The following is a 23,347-nucleotide window of genomic DNA, read 5'->3' on the forward strand; positions in this document are numbered from 1 at the left end:
GCAAGTTGGTAATGCTGCGGAGTGAGGCGGGAGTGCTGAATACCCACTTTCGAAAATTTGACCGGCCCATGGGGTTGGCGGCCGACGCCAATCGCATTGCGATCGGTACTGAGATGCAGGTGGTTGAGTTTCACAACATCCCCGCTGCTTGTAACCGATTGCAATCATCACAGCCGCACGATGCCTGCTTTCTACCACGTGTGGCGCACCATACCGGAGACATCAATGTTCACGAGATGGCGTGGGTCCAAGACGAGTTGGTTTTCGTCAACACGCGGTTTTCTTGTTTGGCAACACGCAGTGGGACGTACAACTTTGTTCCCGTTTGGCATCCCTCGTTCATTACCCAAAATGTTCCCGACGATCGCTGTCACTTGAACGGGATGGCAGTGCGTGATGGCCACGTTCACTACGTAACCGCTTTGGGTGAATCGAACGACGCAAGCGGATGGCGAGCGAACAAGAAAAATGGCGGCGTCTTGATCGATGTCCAAAGTAACCAAATCGCCGCGCGCGGTCTTTCGATGCCCCATTCGCCACGTTGGTATGACGGCAAGTTGTGGCTGTTGAATTCAGGCACCGGGACATTCGGCTCGATCGATTTGGCGTCGGGGCGTTTTGAACCGATGGTGAGTTTGCCGGGGTTCACACGAGGTCTTTCGTTTTTCGGACCACTGGCCTTTATCGGGCTGTCGCAAGTCCGCGAGACTGCGGTGTTTGCAGGAATCCCGATCGCCGATCTGCCGATCGACCAACGATGCTGTGGCGTGTGGGTCGTGAATCTGCAAACCGCGGACGTGATTGCGTTTGTCAAATTCGAAGACGCAGTTCAAGAGATCTTTGCCGTCGAAGTTTTGCCGGGCTCGCGGTACCCCGAACTGGTTAACGAAGACCGCGAGTTGTTGGCCAGCACATTCGAACTTCCCGATTAGTGAAGAGGGGGGCAGTGAAGAAGGGGGCATCCATTGAGCTCGGACGCCAGTGAGAGAAAAAAACGTTTTGAAGGGAATGGCCCGCTTTAGCGTGGTTTGGGGTGAGTGATTTTGCGGATCGCGGTCAAGGTTTCTTCGATCTGTTCGGCTCGAAGATCAGCCGCAACGTCACTGTAGTAATCCGCTCGGATGCCTAAGGATTGTTTCATCGCGTTGGCCAAGGCGGGGTCCAAGTCGAGCATTTCGTCCGCCATCTCGAAATCGCGATCACTCAAAATTTGATCCGCAAGGCTTTCAATCAGCTCGCACCACTGCGTCATGTCCTGGCCATCGGCAGCCGGCATGTCGCCGCAGCTGAACCCCAAACCAGCGTCGACGAGATCTTCGTCACGGAAACTATCGACATCGCCGAAGTCACCCTCATTTCCGAAGTCATCATCTCGGAAACATTCGTCGTAGGCTCTCAGCGTCAGCACTCGCATACTCGGTTCGAGTTCACTGTACCAATCGTCTGGATCTAATTCACCTTCGCCCAATCCTTGTCGCTGTTGATCGATCTCGTCCTCGATGAACTGGCGAGCCGTTTGAAAGATCGCATAGACTCCGGCATCATTGACCGCCGACGGCGCAAGTGTTTTCGCAGTCGGAGTCAATAAATACTCGGCAATTTCATGCAGCACGGCGAGCTGTTCGCTGGTCGTCAATTGATCGAACAGCGGGACGTCGAAATCCCAACGCCAATCGCCTTCTAAATTCGCGGGATCGGAAACTCGGCTTTGCAGCCGATCGATCATGCAACCCAGCGATTCGCGAACAAGTTCCGCCTCGGCACCTTCAAGAATCCGATCCCCTTCGGATGTTCGCCACGTCATTTCGATACTCCGTTGTGTGTCATACCAATATCGTATCCGAGAGCCCATGGATGCGGGAACCATGGGGCAAGTCATTGCTCTCAAAACGAGGTTGTCCGCCATGCACGGCGGGCGGATGATGCTAAGATAGCCCCCATTACCGAAAACAGTGAACTTCCGCGCCCTGCAGGCCCCAATTTGGTGCCAATGGGGGCGAGAGTAATAATTCAACGTGATTACGCGAGCGTGGGAGAAGGATAATGGCAAACGACGCAATCGGCGGCGACGAAAAACGAGACACTTTGGCAGAATCGGGGGGGTCCGCGACCGAAAGCGTAAAGAAACACCACAAGTCCAATTCGATCTTGTTGGTGCCCTATCCAAAATTCATTTTTATGTACCCCACGCTGATCGTGGCGACGCTGGCGGCGATCGTGATGTATTTCGGCGGCTACCATACCGTCGATCCCGACACCCAAAATCTGCCCGTCGTAATGACGGGGCTGTTTTTGGTCGTGATGATGGCCAATATGTTTGTGATCGTGTTCGATTTCCCGCGAGCCACTTCGCTGACGTTAGTCTTTGTCTTGGCCACAGTCGCCATGGGCGTGTGGATGTTGACGCTACTGAAACCCGATCTGCTTCCCGCCATTGGGCACTTGTTCTCGGGTCTGCGGCCGGCGGCCAATACGACCTTCTTCGTCTGCACCTCACTGGCGATGATTTTGATGTATATCGCGGTCTTTGTGAGCGTGCGGTTTGATTACTGGGAACTTCGCAACAACGAACTGCTGCATCACCACGGTTTCCTCAGCGACTTGAAACGTTACCCCGCTCCGAACCTGCGAGTCGACAAAGAGATCAACGACGTGTTTGAATTCTTGCTGCTCGGTGCCGGCCGCTTGATTCTGCACCCCACGACCGAGAAACGAGCAATCGTGTTGGACAACATTTTGTTCGTCGGCAAAAAAGAACGTGAATTGACTCGCGTGCTCGGTTCGATCAAAGTTCAAATCGGCAGCGATTCGTCTGGATCGAACTAGAAGGCCTAATTAGACGGCCGAATTTGTTCGCCAAAGCAAGCAAGCGGCGTACAGAATCTTTCCATCCCCCCCTCTCCCACCCCACCTCCCTCCGTGAACGTGAAACGCATTTGCGCCAGTTTTCTGGCGTGGTTGGTCATGCTGCCTGTTGTCTCGGCAGCCAACTGGACTCTATTGCCAGCACGGTGCAACGACGTCGACATTCAGTTGCACGACCAAGTCATTGAAATCCACACCACGGGGAGCGATCCGTTTATCGTGGGTGAATTGAGCGACATCGGCAGCGACGACGCCGTGCTTCAATTCGATTACTTTTGCGTCTCGGGGATCAAACAAGTCGAATTGTTTTTAGGGCGTCCACGGCTCGGCGATACTCCGCTGAGTTTGCCTGCGATTCCGGTGGCCGAAACGTGGCAAACCTATATCGCCCCCGTTCAACTCGATCCGCTACGACATGGTGATCCGGCGCAGCGAATCTTGCGGATTGATCTAGGTCGAAAGGCGGGCGTTCGCATCCAACTTCGCAACATCCACACTCGTGCAAAGACCGCTCAAGAGCGAGATCGCGATGCGAAAAAACAGCAATTGCGACAGCAAAAGATCGTCAGGGCCGAACGAATTGAAAACTACCTTTCCCAGTCGTTTCCGACCAGAATCGATTCGGTGGTTGTAGACCAAGATAGCATCACGATTTCATCGTCGTCCGTGCCCGACACGCTGACGGCGTCGGATTTACAGATCGTCGAATGTCCGCCATGGCAATCGATGGGTCAATCCGCAGAGCCTCGCATCGTCGACGTACCGATTCAGCTTGGTGAGAATCGTGCCACGGTGGTGGTTCCGCGGTTTGAGGGTCCACGTGATCGATTGCAAAGTGGTTGGCGGCTATCGCGACCGACCGCCGGCCAATCCTCTTTCCTCACCGCCCGGACGTTCGCTAGCGAAATCGACGTGGTCGGTGACAACCATTCGCCGCATCGCGCGGTGCCTGCGAATCAAAAAGGGTTGGGCGGTATTGCGATGTATGGGCCAATCGATGAGCTCCGAGAACTTGGGGTCACGGCGATCACCGTCAACATTGCGATCACGGCCTTCGTAAAAGATTCACCCGGTCAAGGACGCATCCAAATCCCAACCTCAGGTGAACCCGTTTATTTCGACGCGGTTGCCCTTGCGCATTACGACCGTGTGATGAACTGGGCTCGGAAAAACAACGTGGTCGTTTCCGCCATCATCTTGATTCCGACTCCGCGAGCTGGCAAAGACACTTCACCGCTGGTTCATCCCGAACATGATGGCGGCATCTATACGATGCCCGATTTGACGACCGCTCGAGGCACCGACATCTATGCATTTGTACTAGGTGAAATAGCGCGGCGATACAGCAATACCGACGCCGCCCCGGGCGGCATCACCAACTGGATCGCACACAACGAAATCGACTTTCACACGGTATGGACCAACATGGGACTGCAGCCGCGAGCGATCGTGACGGAATCCTACTATCGGTCAATGCGAATCATTCACAATGCGGCTCGGCAATACAACCCTCACGCTCGTGTGTTTGCATCACTGACGCATCATTTCAATGTTCCCGAGGATGGCCTATGGCGGCAACTCTCTGGTCGCGAAGTGATCCAATCGCTGCAGCGTTACTCTGTGATGGAAGGCGACTTTGCGTGGGGCGTCGCCTATCATCCCTATCCGCAAAACTTGTTCGCTGCAGTGCCATGGAACGACACTCGCATCAGCGACGATTTTGAGACGCCACTGATTACGATTCAGAACTTGGACGTATTTGGTCGTTTTATGCAGCAAGAATCGATGCGAGATTCGTCGGGAGCCGTGCGACCGGTGTTATTCAGCGAGCAAGGTTTTCATACCGATTCGTACGATGTCGACGCCCAGGACCGTCAAGCCGCGGCGCTGCTGTATGCGATGAAGAAAGTGCGTGCGATGCCGATGGTCGAATCGTTTCATTACCATCGCTGGATCGATCATCCGCGCGAAGGCGGATTGATGGTGGGGCTGAGGACATTGCCCAGTAAAACCGAACCGCATGGCAAACGCAAACGCGGCTGGTACGTTTACAAATCGATTGGTACCGAGCAAGAAGAGCAAGTCAGCAAGGATTTACCAACGCCTTGAGAGTTGTTCAGTGGGCCGGATCCCGCATGATCCGGCCTCCCTCGTTTCCGGCCTACGACTTGCCCAACACGTAACAGGTCGAACCGATGCCAATCTGCAACGCCTCGGCGCTTGCGGCATCGATGGTCACATCGCCACCGGATGGATCGATCAAAACCGACGTATACACACTGGTAAATCCCTGGTGTGTGCTACAGACGATGTGCTTTTCCGAACCGCTTGCTTTGGAGCCGCCTGCTTTGGGGCCGCCCGGTTCCTCAGCGAGAATCGATTTTACGGTCAATTCTCGGGTTCGTTTGACCGCTTTGATTTGATCCGTTTCGCAACTGATCATCGGTCCGCCGTCAAAGATATCAACGAAGTCCGTTTCGATGAAACCTTCCTTTTTCAGCATCGCCAGCGCGGGGACGGTTTCGTCGTGGACTTGACCGATTCCCTCACGTATCTTGCTGGGCAAAAGATTCAGATAGATCGGCGAATCGGGCATCAATTCTTCGATGAACTGCTTTGAAACGGTCGACAACGCGTCGGCGATGGCAAATTCAATCGGAATAAACTTTCCCGCAATCGCTTCAAAGAACGGGACCGTGCCGTCCTTGTCCGCACGTCCTCGCATCTCGGCAATCACACGATCGGCAAAACGATGCGGTCGCATCGCGATCAAGGCAAAACGTGCCATCGATAACCAACGACCAAAACCATGACCGCGGTATTTGCCACGCAGAAACAAGCTGCCGATTTCAGTCGGACCATCATGAATCCGTGTCAAAAACAGCGATTGGCGTCGTTGCCGAACCTCGAGCTGCTCACTGATGTGCTCGGTTTCGACTAATTGATAAGCATAAAACGGTTGATAGCCACCGGTCTTTGCATAGACCGTCGATGTCCCCGCCAACTCGCCCGTTTGCTGGTTCGCCAGTACGAGAACGTACGGTTCGCCTCGTGGCGAAGGACCACTTCGCGAAAAGGCGAACTCGGAATGTTCAATGCGATCAAGCAATTGATCGCGTTTCAATTGCAAACTGGTTAGCCCACGTGTTGCCGATTTGACCAAGTCATGCAACGCATCAAGATCATCGATGCGAACGGCACGTAAAACCCACATCGTTTATGACCTCGCAAGCGAAATAGTGGCAGCTCCGCGTGCATCGCGGCTCGTCTCTATTTTACTTGGTCCGGCTCGCGAAACAACGCTAGCGATTTATCGAGCAACGTGATGGCCGCATCGATGTGGGCGGTCGTCGTGATCGCCGGCGGAGGCAAAAAACGGATACGTGTCGGATCCGCTCCACAAACAAAGCCAAGCAATCCGAGATCATACATGATCCCCATCAAACGTTTCGCTTGATCAAAGCTGCCGTCGCCAGGCGTGAACGCGATCATCATCCCCTCGCCAAACGGACCTGAGATCAATCCCGGATACTTTTTAACCAATGTGTTTAACGCGTTTTCAAAGTATTCGTGTCGCTTGACGTTCTGGCCATCGGCTCCGAAACAATTGCTTGCCTCGAGTGCATCGAGTGTCGCAAGTCCCGTCGCGATCGACGACGAGGATCCGGTAAACGTTTGGCTGAGGATCGGTCCGGTCGGTTTGAATGCTTCGCCATACAGCGTCGCACACACCTGCGTGATTTTACCAATCGTGACGATGTCAGCGAATCGATCGAGCCCATAGTGCTGGAACGCAAACGGCTGAGACGTTCGCGAGAACGATTGAACTTCGTCAAAGATGATCGGAATACCGGCTTCACGCAGCGGAACGCACAACGCTTCGAAGAAATCGTGGCTGCCTGGATAGTAGCCTCCTTCACCCGCAATCGGTTCCGCCCAAAACGCGGCGTAGCGACCAGGATGTCGGCTGAGCAAACGTTTCAGCTCGGCAACCGCTCGCTTGGTGCTGCCCTCGGGGTCGGCTTGTTCACGATAGGGCAGGTAATCGACCGCCAGTGCCAGTGGCAAGCCGGCGCGATAGTTGGGTCGATCGGTCAGTGCCGCCAGCGCGATCGAGCGACCGGCGAATGCGTTTTCAAACGCAATGATTCGGTTCGCGGGTGCCTTGTGGTGCAGCGCAATCTTCAGCGCGTTCTCATTCGCCATCGCCCCGCTGGTGGACAACAAACAATGATCAAATTTGGCGCCTCCGGCAGTCGCCAATTTGAGCAACCGTTCGCACATTTGCAAACTCGGCGGATGTTGCTGCAGATTTCCCTGCATCACCGTGTCTTCGAGTGCGGCATCTATCGCCGCGTCGACCATCCGCGGATCGCTGTGCCCGCAACCATGCACGCCGATGCCGCCGATGAAGTCAAGTTTGACGCTGCCGTCGGCCAATTGGACATAGGGTCCGTTGCCCAACCCGGCGGAAAGGTACGGCCAAATTGGGGCGCCCCCGCGTGCTTCACCCAATCGTTCGAGCATCGCTTGATAAGCGGGAACCAAGGCATCATCCGCGCCGCGAACATCGTCGATCGATTTTGCGTGTTCGGCGACCGCTTCGGCGATCAACCGTTTCGCCTCGGCCACACGAGGGTCCGATCGAAGGGATTCCGCAGCAGTCGCGGACGATTTGGACGTTGGATCAACCACAGCCATTGGCTCCGTTTGGGTTGGAAAGTGAATCTTGGAAGTTGAATTGGCTAGATCGGTCGATACAGCCGATGTTTCGTTGTGCAACGAGGTGTTGTGTCGACCGTTACAGGAAGGCAATCTCGTACAGGACACTTACTCGGCGGCGCTGTTCGCTAAAAAAAGTCAAAACGGTGGCGGCCGCGGGCACCAGCGTCGCGGGAACACAGTATTCTTCGCTGCTGTGTAGTTTATCGCCTGTAATCCCCATGGTGTCGATGTTGGGTAGATTCATCGCCGCCAATTTACAGCCGTCACACGCGCCCCCGGTATCCTGCCAATCGATCGAGCGACCGACGACGCTTGCCGCCTGGGCCACTCTCGCCTGCATCGCCCGCAGCGGCTCATTAGAGCATTTCGGCGGCGAATGCAGCATCCCGTTCAGTTCGACTTCGTAACCATCGCCGGTAAACTGATCGCGAATCGTCTCGAGCATCGACTCGATCTTTTGCATAGCGTCGGTGTCTGTTACCCGTACATTCAGATGAACCGAGGCATAGTCGGGCACGCGATTCAAAGGTCCCCCACCCGTGATCTTGCCTACGTTTAATAGCACGCCGCCGGCGGGATCATGAAGTTCGGCAAGCTTTACGACAAGGCGTGACAGATGCACAATGGCGTTGCGACCATGTTCGGGGTTGCGACCCGCGTGAGCCGAGCGTCCACGAACGACAAAGGCGAACCCGCCCGATCCTTTTCGTGCCGCAACGAGCTTTCCATCGGGCAGCGTGGGTTCAAAGACCAATGCGGCATCAAATTGCGGTGCCAACGTCCGCATCAATGGTTCCGAAGCGGTCGAACCGATCTCTTCATCGGGATTGAGCAGGATCGAAACCCCTAAGTTGGCAAACAGCCCAAATCGCAATCCCGCTTCGACCGCCATCGCGATCACCGCGATCCCCCCTTTGGCGTCCGCCGTCCCCGGCCCCAGCAGACGGTCGCCATGACGAACGCAGCGATCCGCCGTGGTCGACCCGATCACGGGGTAGACCGTGTCGTAGTGGATCATCAACAAAATGCGTTGTCGAGCATCCGGTTGGTGGTGCCACAACAGTGCTGGCCCCGTCGAAGGGGCGTACCATTGGCCGGCGTCATCCAGTAGCCTCATCGGCCCCAGCGGAATTTGGTCAAACGAAACACCGAAGCTGCGAAAGTCCGTGCACAGCAAATCAGCCATTTGCTGCAATCGAGGTACATCCATCGACCACGAGTTTTGGTTGCACCAACGCTCGAGCCGATCGACCGAAGCGGTTTGTTGGCTGTGCATCCACTCGATTGCAGCTTGAATCGGATTAGAGATCATTTGGAATGATAAATTAAAAGTTGACCATGACTTGGATTGGATTATCGGCGATTTCTGCGGTCCTGTTGGGCTTCTATGACGTTACCAAAAAGATCGCGGTGCGAAAGAACGCCGTGCCAATCGTTCTGTTGATTAGCGTTTCGGTCGGTGCTGCGATTTGGATGCCATTCATCTGCTGGTCGCTGATTTCTCCGACCAGTGTGCCGCATCCGATTCTAAAAGTCGATTCATTGTCGTTTCGACAGCACGGATTGTTGTTGGCCAAAAGCGTGTTGGTGGGAGCATCGTGGACGTTTGCCTTCTTCGCTCTGAAACGGCTGCCGCTGTCAATCGCGGCCCCGATTCGATCGACCAGTCCGTTTTGGACAATCGCGATGGCCTCGCTGGTGCTGGGTGAACGGCCCACGGGAACCCAGTGGATCGGCATCGTGATCGTGCTTTTGGCATTCTGGGCATTCTCGGCGGTTAGTCTTCGTGAAGGCGTTTCCTTCAAAAGTGATCGTGGCGTTGCGATGATGGTCACGGCGACGATTCTAGGTGCATTGAGCTCGATTTATGACAAGTACCTGTTGCAGACGGTGCTGATTGCTCCATCGACCGTCCAGGCGTGGTTTTCGGTGTACTTAGTCCCCGTGATGGTCCCGATGGCGGTAATTTGGTGGCGGAGCGGCCAAAAAACAAAGATAACGAGCTATCGGCGCACGCGTTATTCGAGTGGCGATGGGCGATTCTTGGCATCAGCCCTCTGCTGTTAGCCGCCGATATCGTCTACTTCACCGCCTTGTCCGACCCCGATGCATTGGTCTCGGTGATCTCGGTGGTGCGGCGATGCAGCGTGGTGATTGCGTTTCTGTTCGGAATTCGAGCCCTCGGGGAAGCCAATTTTTGGCCCAAAGCCGCGTGCGTGGTGACGATCCTTTGCGGCGTCGCGTTGTTGGTGCTAGGGGGGTGAGATTCGAAGTCGTGCTTTTCAGTCGAGCCGAATACTCGTATCCTATACGGCACCGTATCTTTCTAGGACTGTGACCGGCGTGATGGTGACAGCTTTGTTTCAAATCAAGTGACGTGAAAAGCGAGCGGCAACCAACGTTGCTTCATGTTGATGAGCGAGATCCTGCTCTATTACAAACGTCCTGACCCAACAACTTGGGTGTACCTGTCGTCATTTCTGACGATCGGGTTGTTCTTCGTTTTTCATCGATTTTGGAGCATCCGTAACCTCGATATCTTTCTTCTAATCCTGCTGGCCCCGGGATTATTGATGGTCCATGAGGGCCGCCGACGTCAATTGCAGGAAATCGAGTCGGAAGTCATCACGCATCGCCAAAACGAAATCCCTCCAACATCGGCAAATTCAGCCAAAATTGATCTCAATCACGGCACCCAGCGAACAGAAACTGGACTGCGAGAATTGGTGGCGGCGAACCGGCTGAATCCGACCCCAGGAAATTCAATCCAGCCAAATCCGACTCAGCGAAATCTCACCCCGCGAAATCTAACTCAGCGACCCCGCGACGCGGCGACGGCATCGTCATCCTCCTCGAGCAAGCTGGGCGCGAGCGGCGGCGACGTTCTGGTGGCGTTGACCCAAGCGGTGCCTGCGGAGGAACCGTTGGATGTGACGATCTCTGACGAAGAAGCGTCGGTACGAGCCGAAGCCGCGTTCTTGGCTCAGCCGACGATGCCGCTTGCATCCGAGTCGTCCGAGTCAATCTTGGGGGCCGATGGTTCGATGTCCGGCGAAGCGTCTGCTGCCGATCCCGAGTCGGATGCCGACCCCGAAACCGCATCGGAAATTGACCCTGAAGATATTCGTCGCTACGGATTCATCAGTTTGTTTATCGTTCAATTCATGCTGCTGATTCGCTTGCTGCTAGATCCTTTGATGGTGCGTCGTCCGCTGTTGGACCCGAACCTCTCGAGCGGCGGGCTGACCTTTATCGGCGTTTCGCTGTTCATCTTTATGATGGCTAACATTGTCGCCAGCACGCCACGCATCCAAATTGAACAGGGCCCCAAACTGGGCCCGGGTTACGCGTTGATGAACATGTTGCCGGCGATTCCGACTCGCCCGGTAACTGACGCTTTGGCTGGTTCCACGCAGAGCGACGAAAACGAATTGGATGCCTCGCAAAGCCGCTTGGCCACGATTGCCAAGGTGTTGGCAATTCTCGCTCATGCCGCGATCGTTTCGGGCATCGTACTGATCGGCAATTGGCATTTTGGCAATATGCGAGCTGGGGTGGGATGCGCGACGCTGTATTTGTTGATGCCGTATACCGCTCAAATGACGGGCCGTGTTGATCATGCGCTGCCTGCGGCGCTGCTGCTTTGGGCCATCTTGTTTTATCGCAAACCGCTCGTCGCGGGCATCTTTATGGGGTTAGCGGCCGGATTGGTGTACTATCCGTTTTTCTTGCTGCCGTTGTGGATCAGTTTCTATTGGCGGCGTGGTGTGTGGCGGTTCACGATCGGTGTCGCTGTGATGCTGGGCCTGCTGATGATGCTGCTGTCACTGAGCGGAGTCGAATCGCTTGTCGATCATTTGCGGACGATGTTTGGTTTGTTCAAACCCGAAACCAAATCCAATATTTTGGGCGGCATTTGGGGACTGGGCTGGAATCCAATTTGGCGTTTGCCAGTGATCGTTGGCTTTGTCATCCTCTGTTCGTTCTTTGCCGCTTGGCCGGCACAAAAGAACCTCGGAACCCTGATTGGATGTTCGGCTGCCGTGATGGTGGGTGCCCAGTTCTGGCACGGCTATGGCGGCGGACTCTACATCGCATGGTTCCTGCCCCTGTTGTTATTGACCATTTTTCGTCCCAACTTGCAGGACCGTATTGCCTTGAAAGTAGTCTCGGATTCTTCGAGTAAAAAACGACGCCCCGCGGCGTTGGAGGTAGATGCGGCTTGACGGATCTGAACGTGAACTCTGGCCCACAGGCGAACCCAGGCCCCAGTCCGAATGCGAACTCTATCGCCAGCGCAAGTGTGACTGCGAATCCGAGTCATGCCGGCGAAGCCCTCGGCCGCTATCGCGAACACTTAGCCGAGATTCAAACCGAGCGTGATCAATTAAAAGTTCGCGATCGGACCTACGGCACCATCCGTGTCGTGTTGTTTCTGTTGGCACTTCTTTTCTGGTTGGTCGGCTATTACGGTGACATCACGATTGCACAACCGATCGGCTGGGCCGCGTTCATCGGCTTTATCGTCGCGGTCGTGCTAAACGAACCGGTACGCGATCGACTCGATGCCCTCCGACGTGAACGCTCGGTGTTCCGCCGCTTGGTCGCACGGATCGAACGTGATTGGGATCGCTTGGCCACCACCAGTTTGTCTCGGCAATTGGGCGAAGTCGAATTGCCAGCGGGCCAGCGGGATGCGGCCGCCGACTTGGATCTGTTGGGCCGCGCGTCGCTGTTTCATTTGGTCTCGATGACCGCGACGACTCCCGGCATCCGTACGCTTGCCTCTTGGTTGACCGGGCCAGCGATCGCCAGCGATGCAATCGAACGCACCAAGGCGATCGAAACCCTTGCACCGCTTCGAGAAGAACGACTGCGGTTCTACGTCACCGCTCGCAAAGTCGCCGAAAGCAGCGGTGATCCCGATCGATTCACCCACTGGGCGACCGGCCCGCGTTGGTTGGCATCCCGCAAATGGCTTTCAGGATGGGCCAATGTGTCGGCAATCCTGGCGATCGTGTTTGTGATCTCAATGGTCCTGGGCTTCCTGGTACTCGGATCCGCGACGTGGTTCAAAGTGGGGCTGTTTGGCTTGCTAGGCGTTGGCATCATCAATGTTACGTTGACCGGTGTTGCCCTCGGCCCCGCCCATGCGATCTTTTCGATTGCGATGGCCAGCCGCGGTGCCGTGGATGATTATCGCGAACTGTTTGCTGCCGCCGAGCGACTGCCCACTGATAAAGACGCGAATAACAACAACACGGGCAACAACGACGCTGGCGGTATTGCTCATCTGCGAAAGATCCGCGAAACCTTGGTCGCGGGTCCACGCTCGGCCGCTGCCGGCATGCTGGCGTTACAAAAAGTGGCTGCCGCTGGGGCCTTGCGGCAATCCGCGGCAACGTTTTTGATCTACTTGCCGCTACAAGCGTTCGCACTGTGGGATATCCGAGTGCTGAAACGACTCGAACAGTGGCAGGAGAACTACAGCGATGTGGTCGCCGGATGGTTCGAGTCGCTCGGACAATTTGAATCACTGATGTCATTGGCGGCGCTTCGCGACGAGTATCCGAGTTGGACAACACCTGAGTGGAAAAACGATTCGAGTGATCGGTCGGTCGAAGCGATCGAGATCGGCCACCCGCTGCTGCCGGACGAGGTCCGAGTTCGCAATGACGTTACCGTTGGACCTCCAGGCACGCTATTGCTGGTGACCGGCAGCAACATGTCCGGTAAGAGCACTATGCTGCGTAGCATTGGGCTGAACGTTGCATTGGCAGGTACCGGAGCCCCGGTCTGTGCCACGCGGTTTGCGTTGCCATCGATCGAATTAGCGACCAGTATTCGTGTCAGCGACAACCTCAGCGAAGGCGTGTCGTTTTACATGGCCGAGCTTCATCGTTTGAAACAGGTGGTCGATCACGCTCGTCAATTAGCAGAAAAGAAGACCGAGTGCTGTTGTTTCTACTCGACGAAATCCTGCAAGGCACGAACAGTCGCGAACGGCAAATCGCAGTAGTGCAAGTATTGCGGCACTTGATTGGATTCGAAGCAATCGGTGCCATCAGCACGCACGACTTGGAACTCGCGGATGAACCCGAGCTCAATTCGATCGCGCACACCGTCCACTTCCGCGAAACCATTACCACCGATGACGATGGCAATGACACGATGACGTTCGATTACCAGATGCGGCAAGGCGTCTCGCCCACGACCAATGCCCTGCGATTGCTAGAAATGGTCGGGTTGGGACCGAAAGCGTAATCGCATTGTCGCCCGGCTTCCCAAGGTGAAAGCGATCAACCACAGAACTCTTAACACGTTTCCCAATTGCTGTCGCCGCTTCGCGGCTTCGCATGTCGTTGCGTTTCGTCTCTGCGGGCTCACGCCCGCAGCTAAGTGCAGGCACCGCTCCGCGGTTCTTTGTTTCGGTTTTGGTGGTTCTAATCGCGATAGCGATGTCAGCACGTAGCCATGGGCGTAAGCCCATGGATGTCGGCGACCTCCGAACCGAGAGCCGCGAAGCGGCGGCAGCAATCAACCATAGTGCTCGTCCTCGAACAAATATTCGAGTCGAAATTGAATGTCGTGGCGTTTTAGGAAGTTAATGTATTCGTCCTGAAACGTCACCCTTCGATGGTGCGTCTCTTGGTTTTGGATGTAACTGCGAACTTTTGGAATCCGCGAATAACTAACGGTGAACGCTCCATAGCCCTTCTGCCATTCAAACGTGCGTTTGACCGCAGTCTGCTCGTGCATCCAACGCGACGAATTGGCTTTCACATCGCGAATGACGTCGGCGACCGCCAATGTCGCAGAAAGTTGAGCGAGAATGTGAACATGATCGGCAACGCCGCCAATTTCGATCAGTCGCCCCTTTTTGCCGCGGATAATTCCGCCTATGAATTCGTACAACTTCTCGCGAATCTCGGCGATGATGGAGGGATCGCGGTACTTGGTCGCGTAAACAACGTGATACGTCAACTGAGTGTAGCTGCCCATCCAGCACGTCCCCCGATTGCTGTCGTTGCGTTTCATCTCTGCGGGCTCACGCCCAATGCTAAGTGCAGGCACCGCTTTGCGGGTCAATCCCGCGGGAGCCCTCGCTGCGTCGCTACACCGTTTCGGCGACGTTGATCGTGTTGATCAACATTCGCAATCGACCGAGTGCTCGGCGGTTAAAGTGAAACACCAAACGCGGCAAGTGCGCCAAATCGGGTTCGCCAATCTCGTCCGGCAATGCCGCCGATTGCTCGAATGTACCGTCAACAAGAATATCGTCAAACTGCTCGCGGATCGATTCAAGAGCCTCAGCCGTCAATTCTTTCTGCAAGCGAAAAACCAGTCGGTCTCGGACGTATCGCATACTGTGATAGTTGCGATAAAACTGCAACATCTCGTCGATCGCTTCATCAACCGAATTGGTGATCTTGTAAAGATTCACATCCTCGGGGCTGATCATGCCGTTACCAAGCAATTGCTTTTCGAAAAACACACCCAAGTCTCGCCAATAGCTGCCTTCGGGTGAATCCAACAGCACCAATGGGATCATCGTTTGTTTGCCGGTCTGCATCAGCGTTAATGTTTCGAGCGCTTCATCAAGCGTACCGAAACCGCCAGGACAACAAATCACTCCGCTGCACTCTTTGACAAACATCAACTTGCGAGTGAAGAAGTACTTCATCGTGACCAGTTTGGCGTCACCTTGGATATAGGGATTGGCACTTTGTTCGAAGGGCAACATGATGTTCAGCCCCATCGAAGCGTCGCGACCCGCACCACGATGTCCCGCTTCCATAATGCCGCCGCCGGCACCAGTGATCACCATCCATCCGTGCGATGCAATCCGGCGACTTAGTTCGACGGCACTTTCATATTCGGGATGCCCCGGCATCGTGCGAGCAGATCCAAAAATCGTGACTTTGCGGCGTTTGCGGAAAGGACGAAACACCTTAAACGCGTATCGCAGTTCGCGAAGCGTTCGCGAGAGAATCTTCAGATCGCCGCGAGCCGTTTTGTCTTTCTCGAGTCGATCGATGGTATGACGCATGACTTGCAATATGTCTTGCGTTTCAATCGTCGATATCGGTTCGTCCGCAGGCTGGGGACGCTGAAGTTCATCTTCGCCAATCGCTTCGTCGGGCAGACGTTTAGGGTCCATGTGTCCTTCAGTGCCTGTTCAGTGATGCAAAAAAGTCAGAGCAGCAGAGTGAGTAAAACGCGTGTTTTAGTAAATCTAAAGTTAATCAAGGTCTTCGGTATGCCAGTGTAGCGTGCTTGGGTCGGACGAGGGAAGCTCGTTGTCAGTGCACTCCGAGCCCCCTGTTGTCCGGCACCCAAATTATGCTGCTTTGGCCAGCTTTTCTTCTTCGCTAGCAACCGACTGCAGTGGTCGAATGCCAAGTGATTTTCCGAGCACGATTGCTGCTGGAGCGGCTGCGAAACTCAATAAAGCCCCCATTTTCACCGAATCTTGATCCAAACCAGGCACGGTGAATGCCGCCACCGAAACGAACAACGCGACGGTAAAGCCGATTCCCGCAACCATCCCCAAGGTCACCACATGGCGATAGTCCATCCCGGCTGGCTTTTCGAGTTTCAATCCTTTCTCGGCAAACAACGTGAGCAAGGTAATCCCAACAGGTTTGCCAACCAGCAATCCCATTAACACGACCCAGGTGCCCGTTCCAAGGCTGCTCATCACGACCCCGGCGTTGGCCAACCCGAACAGCCCCAACCCAAATTCGACGGGCAATTTCCAAGCGTGCTCGAACTCGTTCAGCGTGTCGTGTCGATTTTGCTCCTCGCGTGCAAAGATGCCAAGATCGGTATGTGCATGCGGCAACAAGGGAATGATCGGAACCAAACCCAAGGCCGGATGAATGTTGGCTTGATAAAAACTAAACCACGAAACGACCCCCGGACCAATCAGATAGGCCCAGTGAGAATGAACCTTTGATCGACGCAGCTGCATCGTCAACAACATCGCCCCGACGGTCAGTAACAGCCATTCGGGACGGATCTCGGCTTGTGGATAAAACACTGCCAGAATGATCAAGCCAGCGGCATCGTCCGCGATCGCCAACAACAACAAAAACGCGATCGCTGGGTGGCTGGCACCAAAAATAAATCGGGCGATCAAATAACTAAATGCGATGTCGGTCGCACAAGGAATCGCCCATCCTTTGCCGAGCGAATCATGCGTTCCGGTAAAGTAAGTCCCCGCGATATAAACCAGTGCTGGCCCCATAATGCCACCAACCGTCGCTAGCAGCGGAGTTGCTGCCTTTTTCGGATCGGCCAGCGATCCACCGGGCAGCAACGATTCCCACACCTCCTTGGCCGCGATTGCAAAGAACAATGCCATCACAATGTCGTTGACAAAGAAGTGCAACGTAAAGCCGTGCGAATGCTCGGCGGCATCATGACCACCAGCGTGAGTCGCGGTAAACAACGACGCCAAATCAAAATTCACAAACGCTTGATAGCTGGGTGAATGGATGTTCGCCCACACCAGAGCCGACACCGCTCCCAGGATAAGTAAGAATGAATTATCGATCAGTTTGCGGACAAGTCCGCGTTTCTTTGATTGCCCCGACATTACTTCGCGCTGCCCCAGCTTTGAGTATTGAAAACGGCAGCCACAAAAATGGTGGGGCTACACGCCATCAAAGGTGGGTCACTCTGCGAAGCGCAACTTCAACTCACTAGCAAGCTTTGGTGTTAAACTCTTTTAATAAGTCTATTTGTGACGATTACACGGAACAAGCGAGCCAAAGTCTAAGAAAAAAGGCCCACAATGTGAGCCTCAACACGTTTCCGTGGCACACGAGTTTGCTCGTGATTGCAAATTTCGAGAGCGATAAACGCCGCAACGCTTACTCGTATTGCAATTGTGCAGTCGCGATCGTGTCACTCGCTGAAACCAACCGTACCCACGCCGCGCTAAACGCATCGGGAAACGAATACTCCAGCGTTTCCCCGGCGGCTACGTCAAACGATTTGTAGCGGCGCCAATGACCGTCCCCGGTGATGTCCACTTCGACATGCATCGTGACGGCTTCATTCGCGTCATGGGATAACGACAACGACTTGCGATCGTAACCCTTCATCAGATACGGATCCGACGGCTGCCCCGCTTTGACCATCGTATTGAGCCACGGACCACCGTGACCGACCGGTTTACCAAACTTCCAAAGGTCATCCACGCCGCCAAACCACAACGCGGTGTTTTGCTTTGCATCGGCAAACACATGACCATCGTTTTCAGCATCCGCACGAACGCCGGTCAGCACAAGTAGTCCGTTCCAGGTACAGAAGTCGGCAATTTGTTTCGCATGACTCGACACGGGCCGCATCAAGTTGAATGCCGGCGGGGCTCCGTTGATCACCAGTGGCACTTCGTAGAAAGTACCATGAATATTCGCCAGCACGCGTTCGGATTCGACTTCGCGGACGTCTCGCGGCCATCCCGATGCAAACGGCTTGTCGTAAGCCGCGTCGCCTTTGGGCAGCCGTAGGCGTTTTCCGCCGTGCTTCAAAATCACCGACGCATCATCAACGGTAAAGTGAGGCTTGACGCTCAACTTATCCGCAAGCAATGGATCGACTGTGTCGGCTTTGAATTCGAAGCCGGTTTTGGTGAAATCAAAGAAGCGATCCTCTGATGCGATCACACGCAAGTTCCGATTGCGTTTGGCGGCGTAGACCAACGCACCACGGGCTTGATCGTCATCCACTCCGGCAAGTCCTGCAAACAACGTCTGATTTTCGGACTCGTCTCCGTCAACAAATGCAGCGGTCGTTTGATGTAGATACGCGGTGGCAACGCAGTCGCGATTCGTTTTCAACCGCAACCAAACCGCATCAAAATCATCGGGTAGCTGATACGCGACATATCCCGCAGCGGGAACTTCGATCGATTGGTAATCGACCCAGTTACCATCCCCATGGCGGTCCACTTGCAAGTCAAATACCACCGGGATGGATGATTCTTCGGTCCGGATAGAAGCGTTTGGTTGAGTGACGATCGACGTGCGATCGGTCTTGATCTGCAATTCGCTCGGTTTGGATCCAAGGACAAACGCGGTGTGAGGCATCCCAAACGAACCGGGTCGATGTTCGGTCGCGTTTTCGGGAATCGTGATCGTCCCCGGTTCGAACGATCGGACATAAACGACGTCCTGTAGATTTTTGCCCCAGATCAACGACATGTCGGTGATTTTCCAAGCGGGATCCAATTTCGGATTGCCTCGTCGGTCGACGGCGAGAAAGACGGTGACGGGTTGATCCACGTCAAACGAATATCCTTTTGCCTCGCGGTGCCAATTACCTCGGGGTACGGTCACGCGGGGAAGCGTGGCAAGCCGATCGGGCATCGATTGAATTTCGAGTTGATCGCTCGCTCGCAATGCCTTCTGTCCATCGGCAGGTTTGGTCCGTCCGCTGGCAAGGTGCAAAACGCGGCGATCAAAACCGGCCACCAGGAACGGATCCGATGGTGTGTTTGCCATCACCTCGTCTTCGATCCATGGGCCTCCATAACCGCTGGCAGGTCCCCAATCTTTCAAGTCGTCGTAGCTACCAAACCAAAGATTGGTCTGAGGTTGTCCCGCTAAAGGGTTGCCTTGGATACTGGTTTCATCGGACGCCAAAACCAATTGATCGTTCCAAGCACAGAAGTCGGGGATGTAACGCAGGTGGCTTCCAATTGGCTTGATGCCAGCTGAGTTTTGACTGGAAAAGGTCTTGGGGAAGTCAAAAAACATGCCGTGCATATCCATCATCCAACGACCGTCGGTGATCTCGCGAATCCGCGGCCATTCGGTGTACCAACCATGGATGGCATCGTTACAGAAGGCGGCTTTGGGCAACAAGTAGGTGTGCCATGTTCCGTCGTCGAGTACTTTCAGCCGCACGCTGCGGCGATCCCAGCCCATCGTCCAAATGGGGTCATTGCCGTCGCTACCGCCCGCGATGCCGTTGGGGCCGGTGACCTCGGTGTATTGACGACGTTCGATGATCTTCCAATTTTCGCCATCGTATTCGGCTAGGACACCACGTTCTTCGCTGTTCTTTGCGGCGCCCCCGACAACCAGATCATCGTAGGTTCCCGCAGCATGTTCGCCGTTATTGGAGACCACCAAACGTCCTTGCGAAACATAGGCTCCCTTGCCATGCCAACCGGGGACCGGCTTTTTGAACAAACGTTTGACTGCCAAGGTATGCACGTTGGCTTCCCAGATCGCTCCTTCCATGTCGATGTAGTAAACCATGTTCGCGGGATCGGTTAGATGCCGTGTGATTGCAGTCACTCGCATTGGCATGTCCGCTGGCGAGATGACTCGTACGTTTCCTTCGGCGTCGATCAAGTAGTGAGCGATTAGCAATTGATTCGATTCCGCATGAATCATCCTTCCTGCCGGAGTGCCACCGACGCTTTCCGGATGCACGGTCAGCGATTGAAGGTCTTCGCCGATCGAAAACAGTTTGTGTTCACTGCCATTGGGCTGATGCGGCGCGTAGTTGACCATCCACAGCTTGCCGGCCCACGGCACGATCGCTCCGATACCGCACTCATCATGCCCCGACTTGAAGTGGCCTCCGTTTTGGCTGTAGACGCCATAGGCGGTTAGATGCGGATAAATCCCGCTGATGTGGATGTCGTTGCGAACTTTCTCGTCACTGTGGGATAGGCTTCCCGCCTGTCGTTCATCTTGAGTTTCCCGCTCTGGCCGATCCTCCGAAACCAACGTCACGGTGTGTGATCCGATTTCGCGCTGGTACTCACGCAGCTGATTCGCGAGTTCATTGACCACGTTCGCGTTGCTCGGCTCATTTGCCAAATTCGTTTGTTCCATCCGATCCTGAACCAAGTCGTACAATTCTGCAAAACGTTCGCCTTCGTTGGTTTCCGTTTCGACGTACTTCCAACGTGCATTGCGAACGGCCCACAGCGGTTGGCTGCCGAGTTGGCTTGACGGCGCCTCGTACAGAAAGCTGGATCGCCAATCATCGGGCGTTTCAGCATGCACCAGCGGCAGCAAACTGCGACCGTGTAGTGATTCCGGAACCGGCAATCCAGCCAGATCGTAAATCGTCGCGGTCACGTCGATGTTCAAGACCAGTTCGGAAACCACTTGCGTTTCGGTCCCTGGCCCGGCAATCGTCATCGGCACACGCATTGATTCTTCGTAGGGCAACACCTTGCTTGTCATGCCATGTTCACCAAGCATCCAACCGTTGTCGCCCATCACGATGATCCAGGTGTTGTCGCGGATTTCAAGTGAATCGATCTCGTCGAGCACCCGCCTCACTGCGGCATCCATTTGCTGGACACTGGCAAAGTACTCTTTTGCGTGTTGCCGAATGTTTGCGGGGTCGTCGTAACCATACGCCAACGCCTGAGTACGGTTGCGAGCAGTTTTCAGATATTCCGGCTTGCCCGACAGATCGTCGTTCCAAGTTTCTGGAAGCGGCATCTCGGACGCTTCGTACTGATCTAGAAAGGCCTGTTTCGCTGGCCATTGGTGACGATGATCCATGTGTGGCACCTGCGTGTTCATCCACAACACAAACGGTTCTTCATGCTGGCTCGCTTCACGGATGAATCGAATCGACTCATCAGCGGTGACATCGTCGACGAACCCAGGCATCACTTTCGTTTCGCCTGCGATGGTGAATTTGCGGTCGTACCAAGTGCCGTTGGACCAACACGTCGAGACAAAATCAAAGCCACATGTGTCGGGCTCATTTCCCAAATGCCATTTGCCCGTCACCCCCGTCTGATAGCCAATTTTTCTCAGCGATTGAGCAAAGGTGACTTCCGAAGCGTGGATGTGACTTTTTCCGATTTCCGTCACGCCATTGGCGCTTCCGTAGCGACCCGTCAGACAGGCAGCTCGGCTAGGCGAACAGATCGCCAGGGTGACAAACGCGTTTTCGAAACGCGTTCCCGACGCGGTAATGCGATCGAGATTGGGAGTTCGAACAAACTCGCCGCCCGATTCGCCCGTGCCATCCCAGCGATGATCATCGGTCAGAATAAAAACAATGTTCGGTTTCGGTGTCTCGGCTTGGGCGATCGTCGCGGTGACCGCCAATAACAGGCTGGCCAAGACGGCAAAGCGAGGGTAATTCAGACGTCTCATTACAAAACCGTTTCGTTATCAAATTCGAGGAGGGATTTAGAGGCGGGAGAGTTGCCCCAAAAGAGCCTTCAAACGTGGAATGAGACATCCTAGCTGAATAAAAAGCGAAAATTGCTAAAATCATGTCTTCTGGAGCCACCTTTGGCTCTCTTTAGTTAGCCAGCCCTCTTTAGGTTTGATGATCGACGGATGACGGACGATGCCAAAGCGAATTCCCAGCCGCAGACCGGTGTCCCCTCGTCGGCCGCTGACCCTTCGCCAGACGCGATTAATTCGTCAGATTCGATCGAGATGACTACCGACGCGGTCGATGCCGCGCTGCAGCGAGGACAACTTGATCGCCAACGCGACTACACCCAACGTTTCGAGCAACACCGCCGCGTGATTTTGCTGTACTTGCGAAGCTTGCTTCCCACACAAAACGACGTGGATGAAGTCTTTCAAGAAACCTGTTTGGTGACATGGCGCGAATTCGACCGCTTTCAAAGTGGAACCAATTTCGCAGCCTGGGCATGCACGGTGGCCTACAACCAAGTGCGGGCCTGGCGAAAACGACAAAGCCGCGAACGACTTCGTTTCAGTGACGACTTGACACAACTTGTCTCGTCCGAGTTGATCGACAATCGTGAACATTACGAACGCTATGTGTCCGCGCTGGATCAGTGCATCGAGATGCTGCCTGAACATCACCGTGGGCTGATCGAAGATCGTTACCGAAACGAAATTCCCCTGGAAGTGGTCGCCCAAGCAGCCAACCGCTCAAGTGCCACCGTTCGTCGCATGATCAACCGAGTCCGCGAAACTTTACGCAACTGTGTCGCAAAGCGGATGCGGTTGGATCACGAATAATAAACCCAACTTAAATCAAATGACGACACAAGACGAAACGAACCCCGATCGCTGGAATCGCTACTGTCTGCTGCGTGATCTTGCGCTCGACGAAGAGGCGGACGAAGCTCAGCTTGCCGAGCTGGAAGGATGTCTCATCCGTGATCCATCGCTAAAACGTGACTTTGTCGAATCGTTACAAACTCGATCCGCAATCGCGTATCCGCAAGACGAATTGGCGTGTTCTCCCGAAAAATGGACCACGTCATTCGTGCCGACAATAGCCGCCACAACGACGCCGCAATGGCAGCGTATTCCGAAATGGGCAAACCTTGTGATCGCCGCGGGGATTTTGTTTTTTATATCCACCGCATGGCTGTACCTCGGTCACGGTGACGACCCTGGTATCGGGCTGATTGTCAAAACCGAAAACTGCCAGTGGCAGGGATCGACCATCCCTACCGTTCCAGGATCTTCGCTCCGTCCAGGCCGCCTTGTTCTGTCGCGAGGGATCGCCGAACTGCGAATTGGTTTGGTCGACGTGACGATGGAAGGTCCCGCGGATCTGGAGTTAATCCAGTCGGATCGATGCTTCGTACATGCAGGCCGAATCTTTGCCAAAGTCCATCCCGGTGGCGAAGGTTTCCAGGTGCAAACACCCACCTCGCTGCTGATCGATCGCGGCACCGTGTTTGGAGTGAACGTGACCGCCGATGGCAATTCCGATTTGACGGTGGTCAAAGGACGTGTCGATGCGAAACATCTTTCCTCGGGTACCA

General features: G+C 54.8%; 18 protein-coding genes. 10 read left to right on the forward strand and 8 right to left on the reverse strand.

Translation table 11 applies throughout. The annotated features are described in order from the left end of the window. A partial coding sequence (locus tag RMSM_RS14470) for a TIGR03032 family protein (RefSeq protein WP_040766715.1) occupies positions 1 to 932 on the forward strand: 932 nt, incomplete at its 5' end. Between the two features lie 86 nt (positions 933 to 1,018). Here the strand turns inward: RMSM_RS14470 and RMSM_RS14475 are convergent. Beyond that, positions 1,019 to 1,804, reverse strand: coding sequence for a hypothetical protein (locus RMSM_RS14475; RefSeq protein WP_008697381.1), 786 nt, complete (start codon positions 1,802 to 1,804; stop codon positions 1,019 to 1,021). A 239-nt stretch (positions 1,805 to 2,043) separates the two neighbouring features. Between RMSM_RS14475 and RMSM_RS14480 the strand changes: the two genes are divergently transcribed. Both RMSM_RS14480 and RMSM_RS14485 read left to right on the forward strand, forming a co-directional pair. Then, positions 2,044 to 2,826, forward strand: coding sequence for a hypothetical protein (locus RMSM_RS14480; RefSeq protein ID WP_008697382.1), 783 nt, complete (start codon positions 2,044 to 2,046; stop codon positions 2,824 to 2,826). A 99-nt stretch (positions 2,827 to 2,925) separates the two neighbouring features. After that, positions 2,926 to 4,974: a DUF5722 domain-containing protein gene (locus RMSM_RS14485; protein WP_144057650.1), complete on the forward strand. Its 2,049-nt coding sequence runs from the start codon at positions 2,926 to 2,928 to the stop codon at positions 4,972 to 4,974. A gap of 52 nt (positions 4,975 to 5,026) precedes the next feature. Here the strand turns inward: RMSM_RS14485 and RMSM_RS14490 are convergent, their stop codons facing one another. From RMSM_RS14490 to RMSM_RS14500, 3 genes are all read right to left on the reverse strand, one after another. Beyond that, positions 5,027 to 6,079 carry an arginine N-succinyltransferase gene (locus RMSM_RS14490; protein ID WP_008697387.1) on the reverse strand — a complete coding sequence of 351 codons (1,053 nt, stop codon included), beginning with the start codon at positions 6,077 to 6,079 and terminating at the stop codon, positions 5,027 to 5,029. Between the two features lie 56 nt (positions 6,080 to 6,135). After that, a complete protein-coding gene (locus RMSM_RS14495; RefSeq protein WP_052031640.1) occupies positions 6,136 to 7,566 on the reverse strand; it encodes an aminotransferase class III-fold pyridoxal phosphate-dependent enzyme in 1,431 nt (476 codons plus the stop codon). 100 nt (positions 7,567 to 7,666) lie between these two features. Further along, positions 7,667 to 8,902, reverse strand: a complete 1,236-nt coding sequence (locus tag RMSM_RS14500; RefSeq protein ID WP_008697392.1) for a hydrolase — start codon at positions 8,900 to 8,902, stop codon at positions 7,667 to 7,669. Between the two features lie 26 nt (positions 8,903 to 8,928). On the opposite strand from RMSM_RS14500, the gene RMSM_RS14505 reads away from it, so the two are divergent. The 5 genes from RMSM_RS14505 (at position 8,929) to RMSM_RS36905 (ending at position 13,854) form a co-directional block, all read left to right on the forward strand. Further along, positions 8,929 to 9,657: an EamA family transporter gene (locus tag RMSM_RS14505; protein ID WP_008697394.1), complete on the forward strand. Its 729-nt coding sequence runs from the start codon at positions 8,929 to 8,931 to the stop codon at positions 9,655 to 9,657. A gap of 26 nt (positions 9,658 to 9,683) precedes the next feature. Beyond that, a complete protein-coding gene (locus tag RMSM_RS42600; RefSeq protein WP_008697396.1) occupies positions 9,684 to 9,854 on the forward strand; it encodes a hypothetical protein in 171 nt (56 codons plus the stop codon). 150 nt (positions 9,855 to 10,004) lie between these two features. Further along, positions 10,005 to 11,816 carry a hypothetical protein gene (locus tag RMSM_RS14510; protein ID WP_236622140.1) on the forward strand — a complete coding sequence of 604 codons (1,812 nt, stop codon included), beginning with the start codon at positions 10,005 to 10,007 and terminating at the stop codon, positions 11,814 to 11,816. A gap of 11 nt (positions 11,817 to 11,827) precedes the next feature. Then, on the forward strand, positions 11,828 to 13,609 hold the full coding sequence (locus tag RMSM_RS14515) for a MutS-related protein (RefSeq protein ID WP_144057651.1): 1,782 nt from the start codon (positions 11,828 to 11,830) through the stop codon (positions 13,607 to 13,609). 8 nt (positions 13,610 to 13,617) lie between these two features. After that, positions 13,618 to 13,854, forward strand: coding sequence for a P-loop NTPase family protein (locus tag RMSM_RS36905; RefSeq protein WP_144057652.1), 237 nt, complete (start codon positions 13,618 to 13,620; stop codon positions 13,852 to 13,854). A 273-nt stretch (positions 13,855 to 14,127) separates the two neighbouring features. On the opposite strand, the gene tnpA is transcribed toward RMSM_RS36905, so the two are convergent. The 4 genes from tnpA to RMSM_RS14535 form a co-directional block, all read right to left on the reverse strand. After that, positions 14,128 to 14,592 carry an IS200/IS605 family transposase gene (gene tnpA, locus RMSM_RS14520; protein ID WP_008697404.1) on the reverse strand — a complete coding sequence of 155 codons (465 nt, stop codon included), beginning with the start codon at positions 14,590 to 14,592 and terminating at the stop codon, positions 14,128 to 14,130. A gap of 112 nt (positions 14,593 to 14,704) precedes the next feature. Continuing rightward, complete coding sequence (locus tag RMSM_RS14525) at positions 14,705 to 15,751, reverse strand: LOG family protein (protein WP_008697406.1); 1,047 nt, start codon at positions 15,749 to 15,751, stop codon at positions 14,705 to 14,707. Between the two features lie 180 nt (positions 15,752 to 15,931). Further along, a complete protein-coding gene (locus tag RMSM_RS14530) occupies positions 15,932 to 17,191 on the reverse strand; it encodes a Na+/H+ antiporter NhaA (protein ID WP_008697409.1) in 1,260 nt (419 codons plus the stop codon). 277 nt (positions 17,192 to 17,468) lie between these two features. Further along, on the reverse strand, positions 17,469 to 21,740 hold the full coding sequence (locus tag RMSM_RS14535) for a sulfatase-like hydrolase/transferase (protein ID WP_008697411.1): 4,272 nt from the start codon (positions 21,738 to 21,740) through the stop codon (positions 17,469 to 17,471). Positions 21,741 to 21,929: 189 nt separating this feature from the next. On the opposite strand from RMSM_RS14535, the gene RMSM_RS14540 reads away from it, so the two are divergent. Together RMSM_RS14540 and RMSM_RS14545 are read left to right on the forward strand one after the other, a co-directional pair. Continuing rightward, positions 21,930 to 22,589, forward strand: coding sequence for a sigma-70 family RNA polymerase sigma factor (locus RMSM_RS14540; protein WP_008697413.1), 660 nt, complete (start codon positions 21,930 to 21,932; stop codon positions 22,587 to 22,589). Positions 22,590 to 22,608: 19 nt separating this feature from the next. Beyond that, positions 22,609 to 23,347: FecR domain-containing protein (locus RMSM_RS14545; RefSeq protein ID WP_008697415.1), on the forward strand; the 739-nt coding region annotated here is incomplete at its 3' end.

The sequence above is a fragment of the Rhodopirellula maiorica SM1 genome, assembly GCF_000346295.1.
Taxonomy (GTDB): domain Bacteria; phylum Planctomycetota; class Planctomycetia; order Pirellulales; family Pirellulaceae; genus Novipirellula; species Novipirellula maiorica.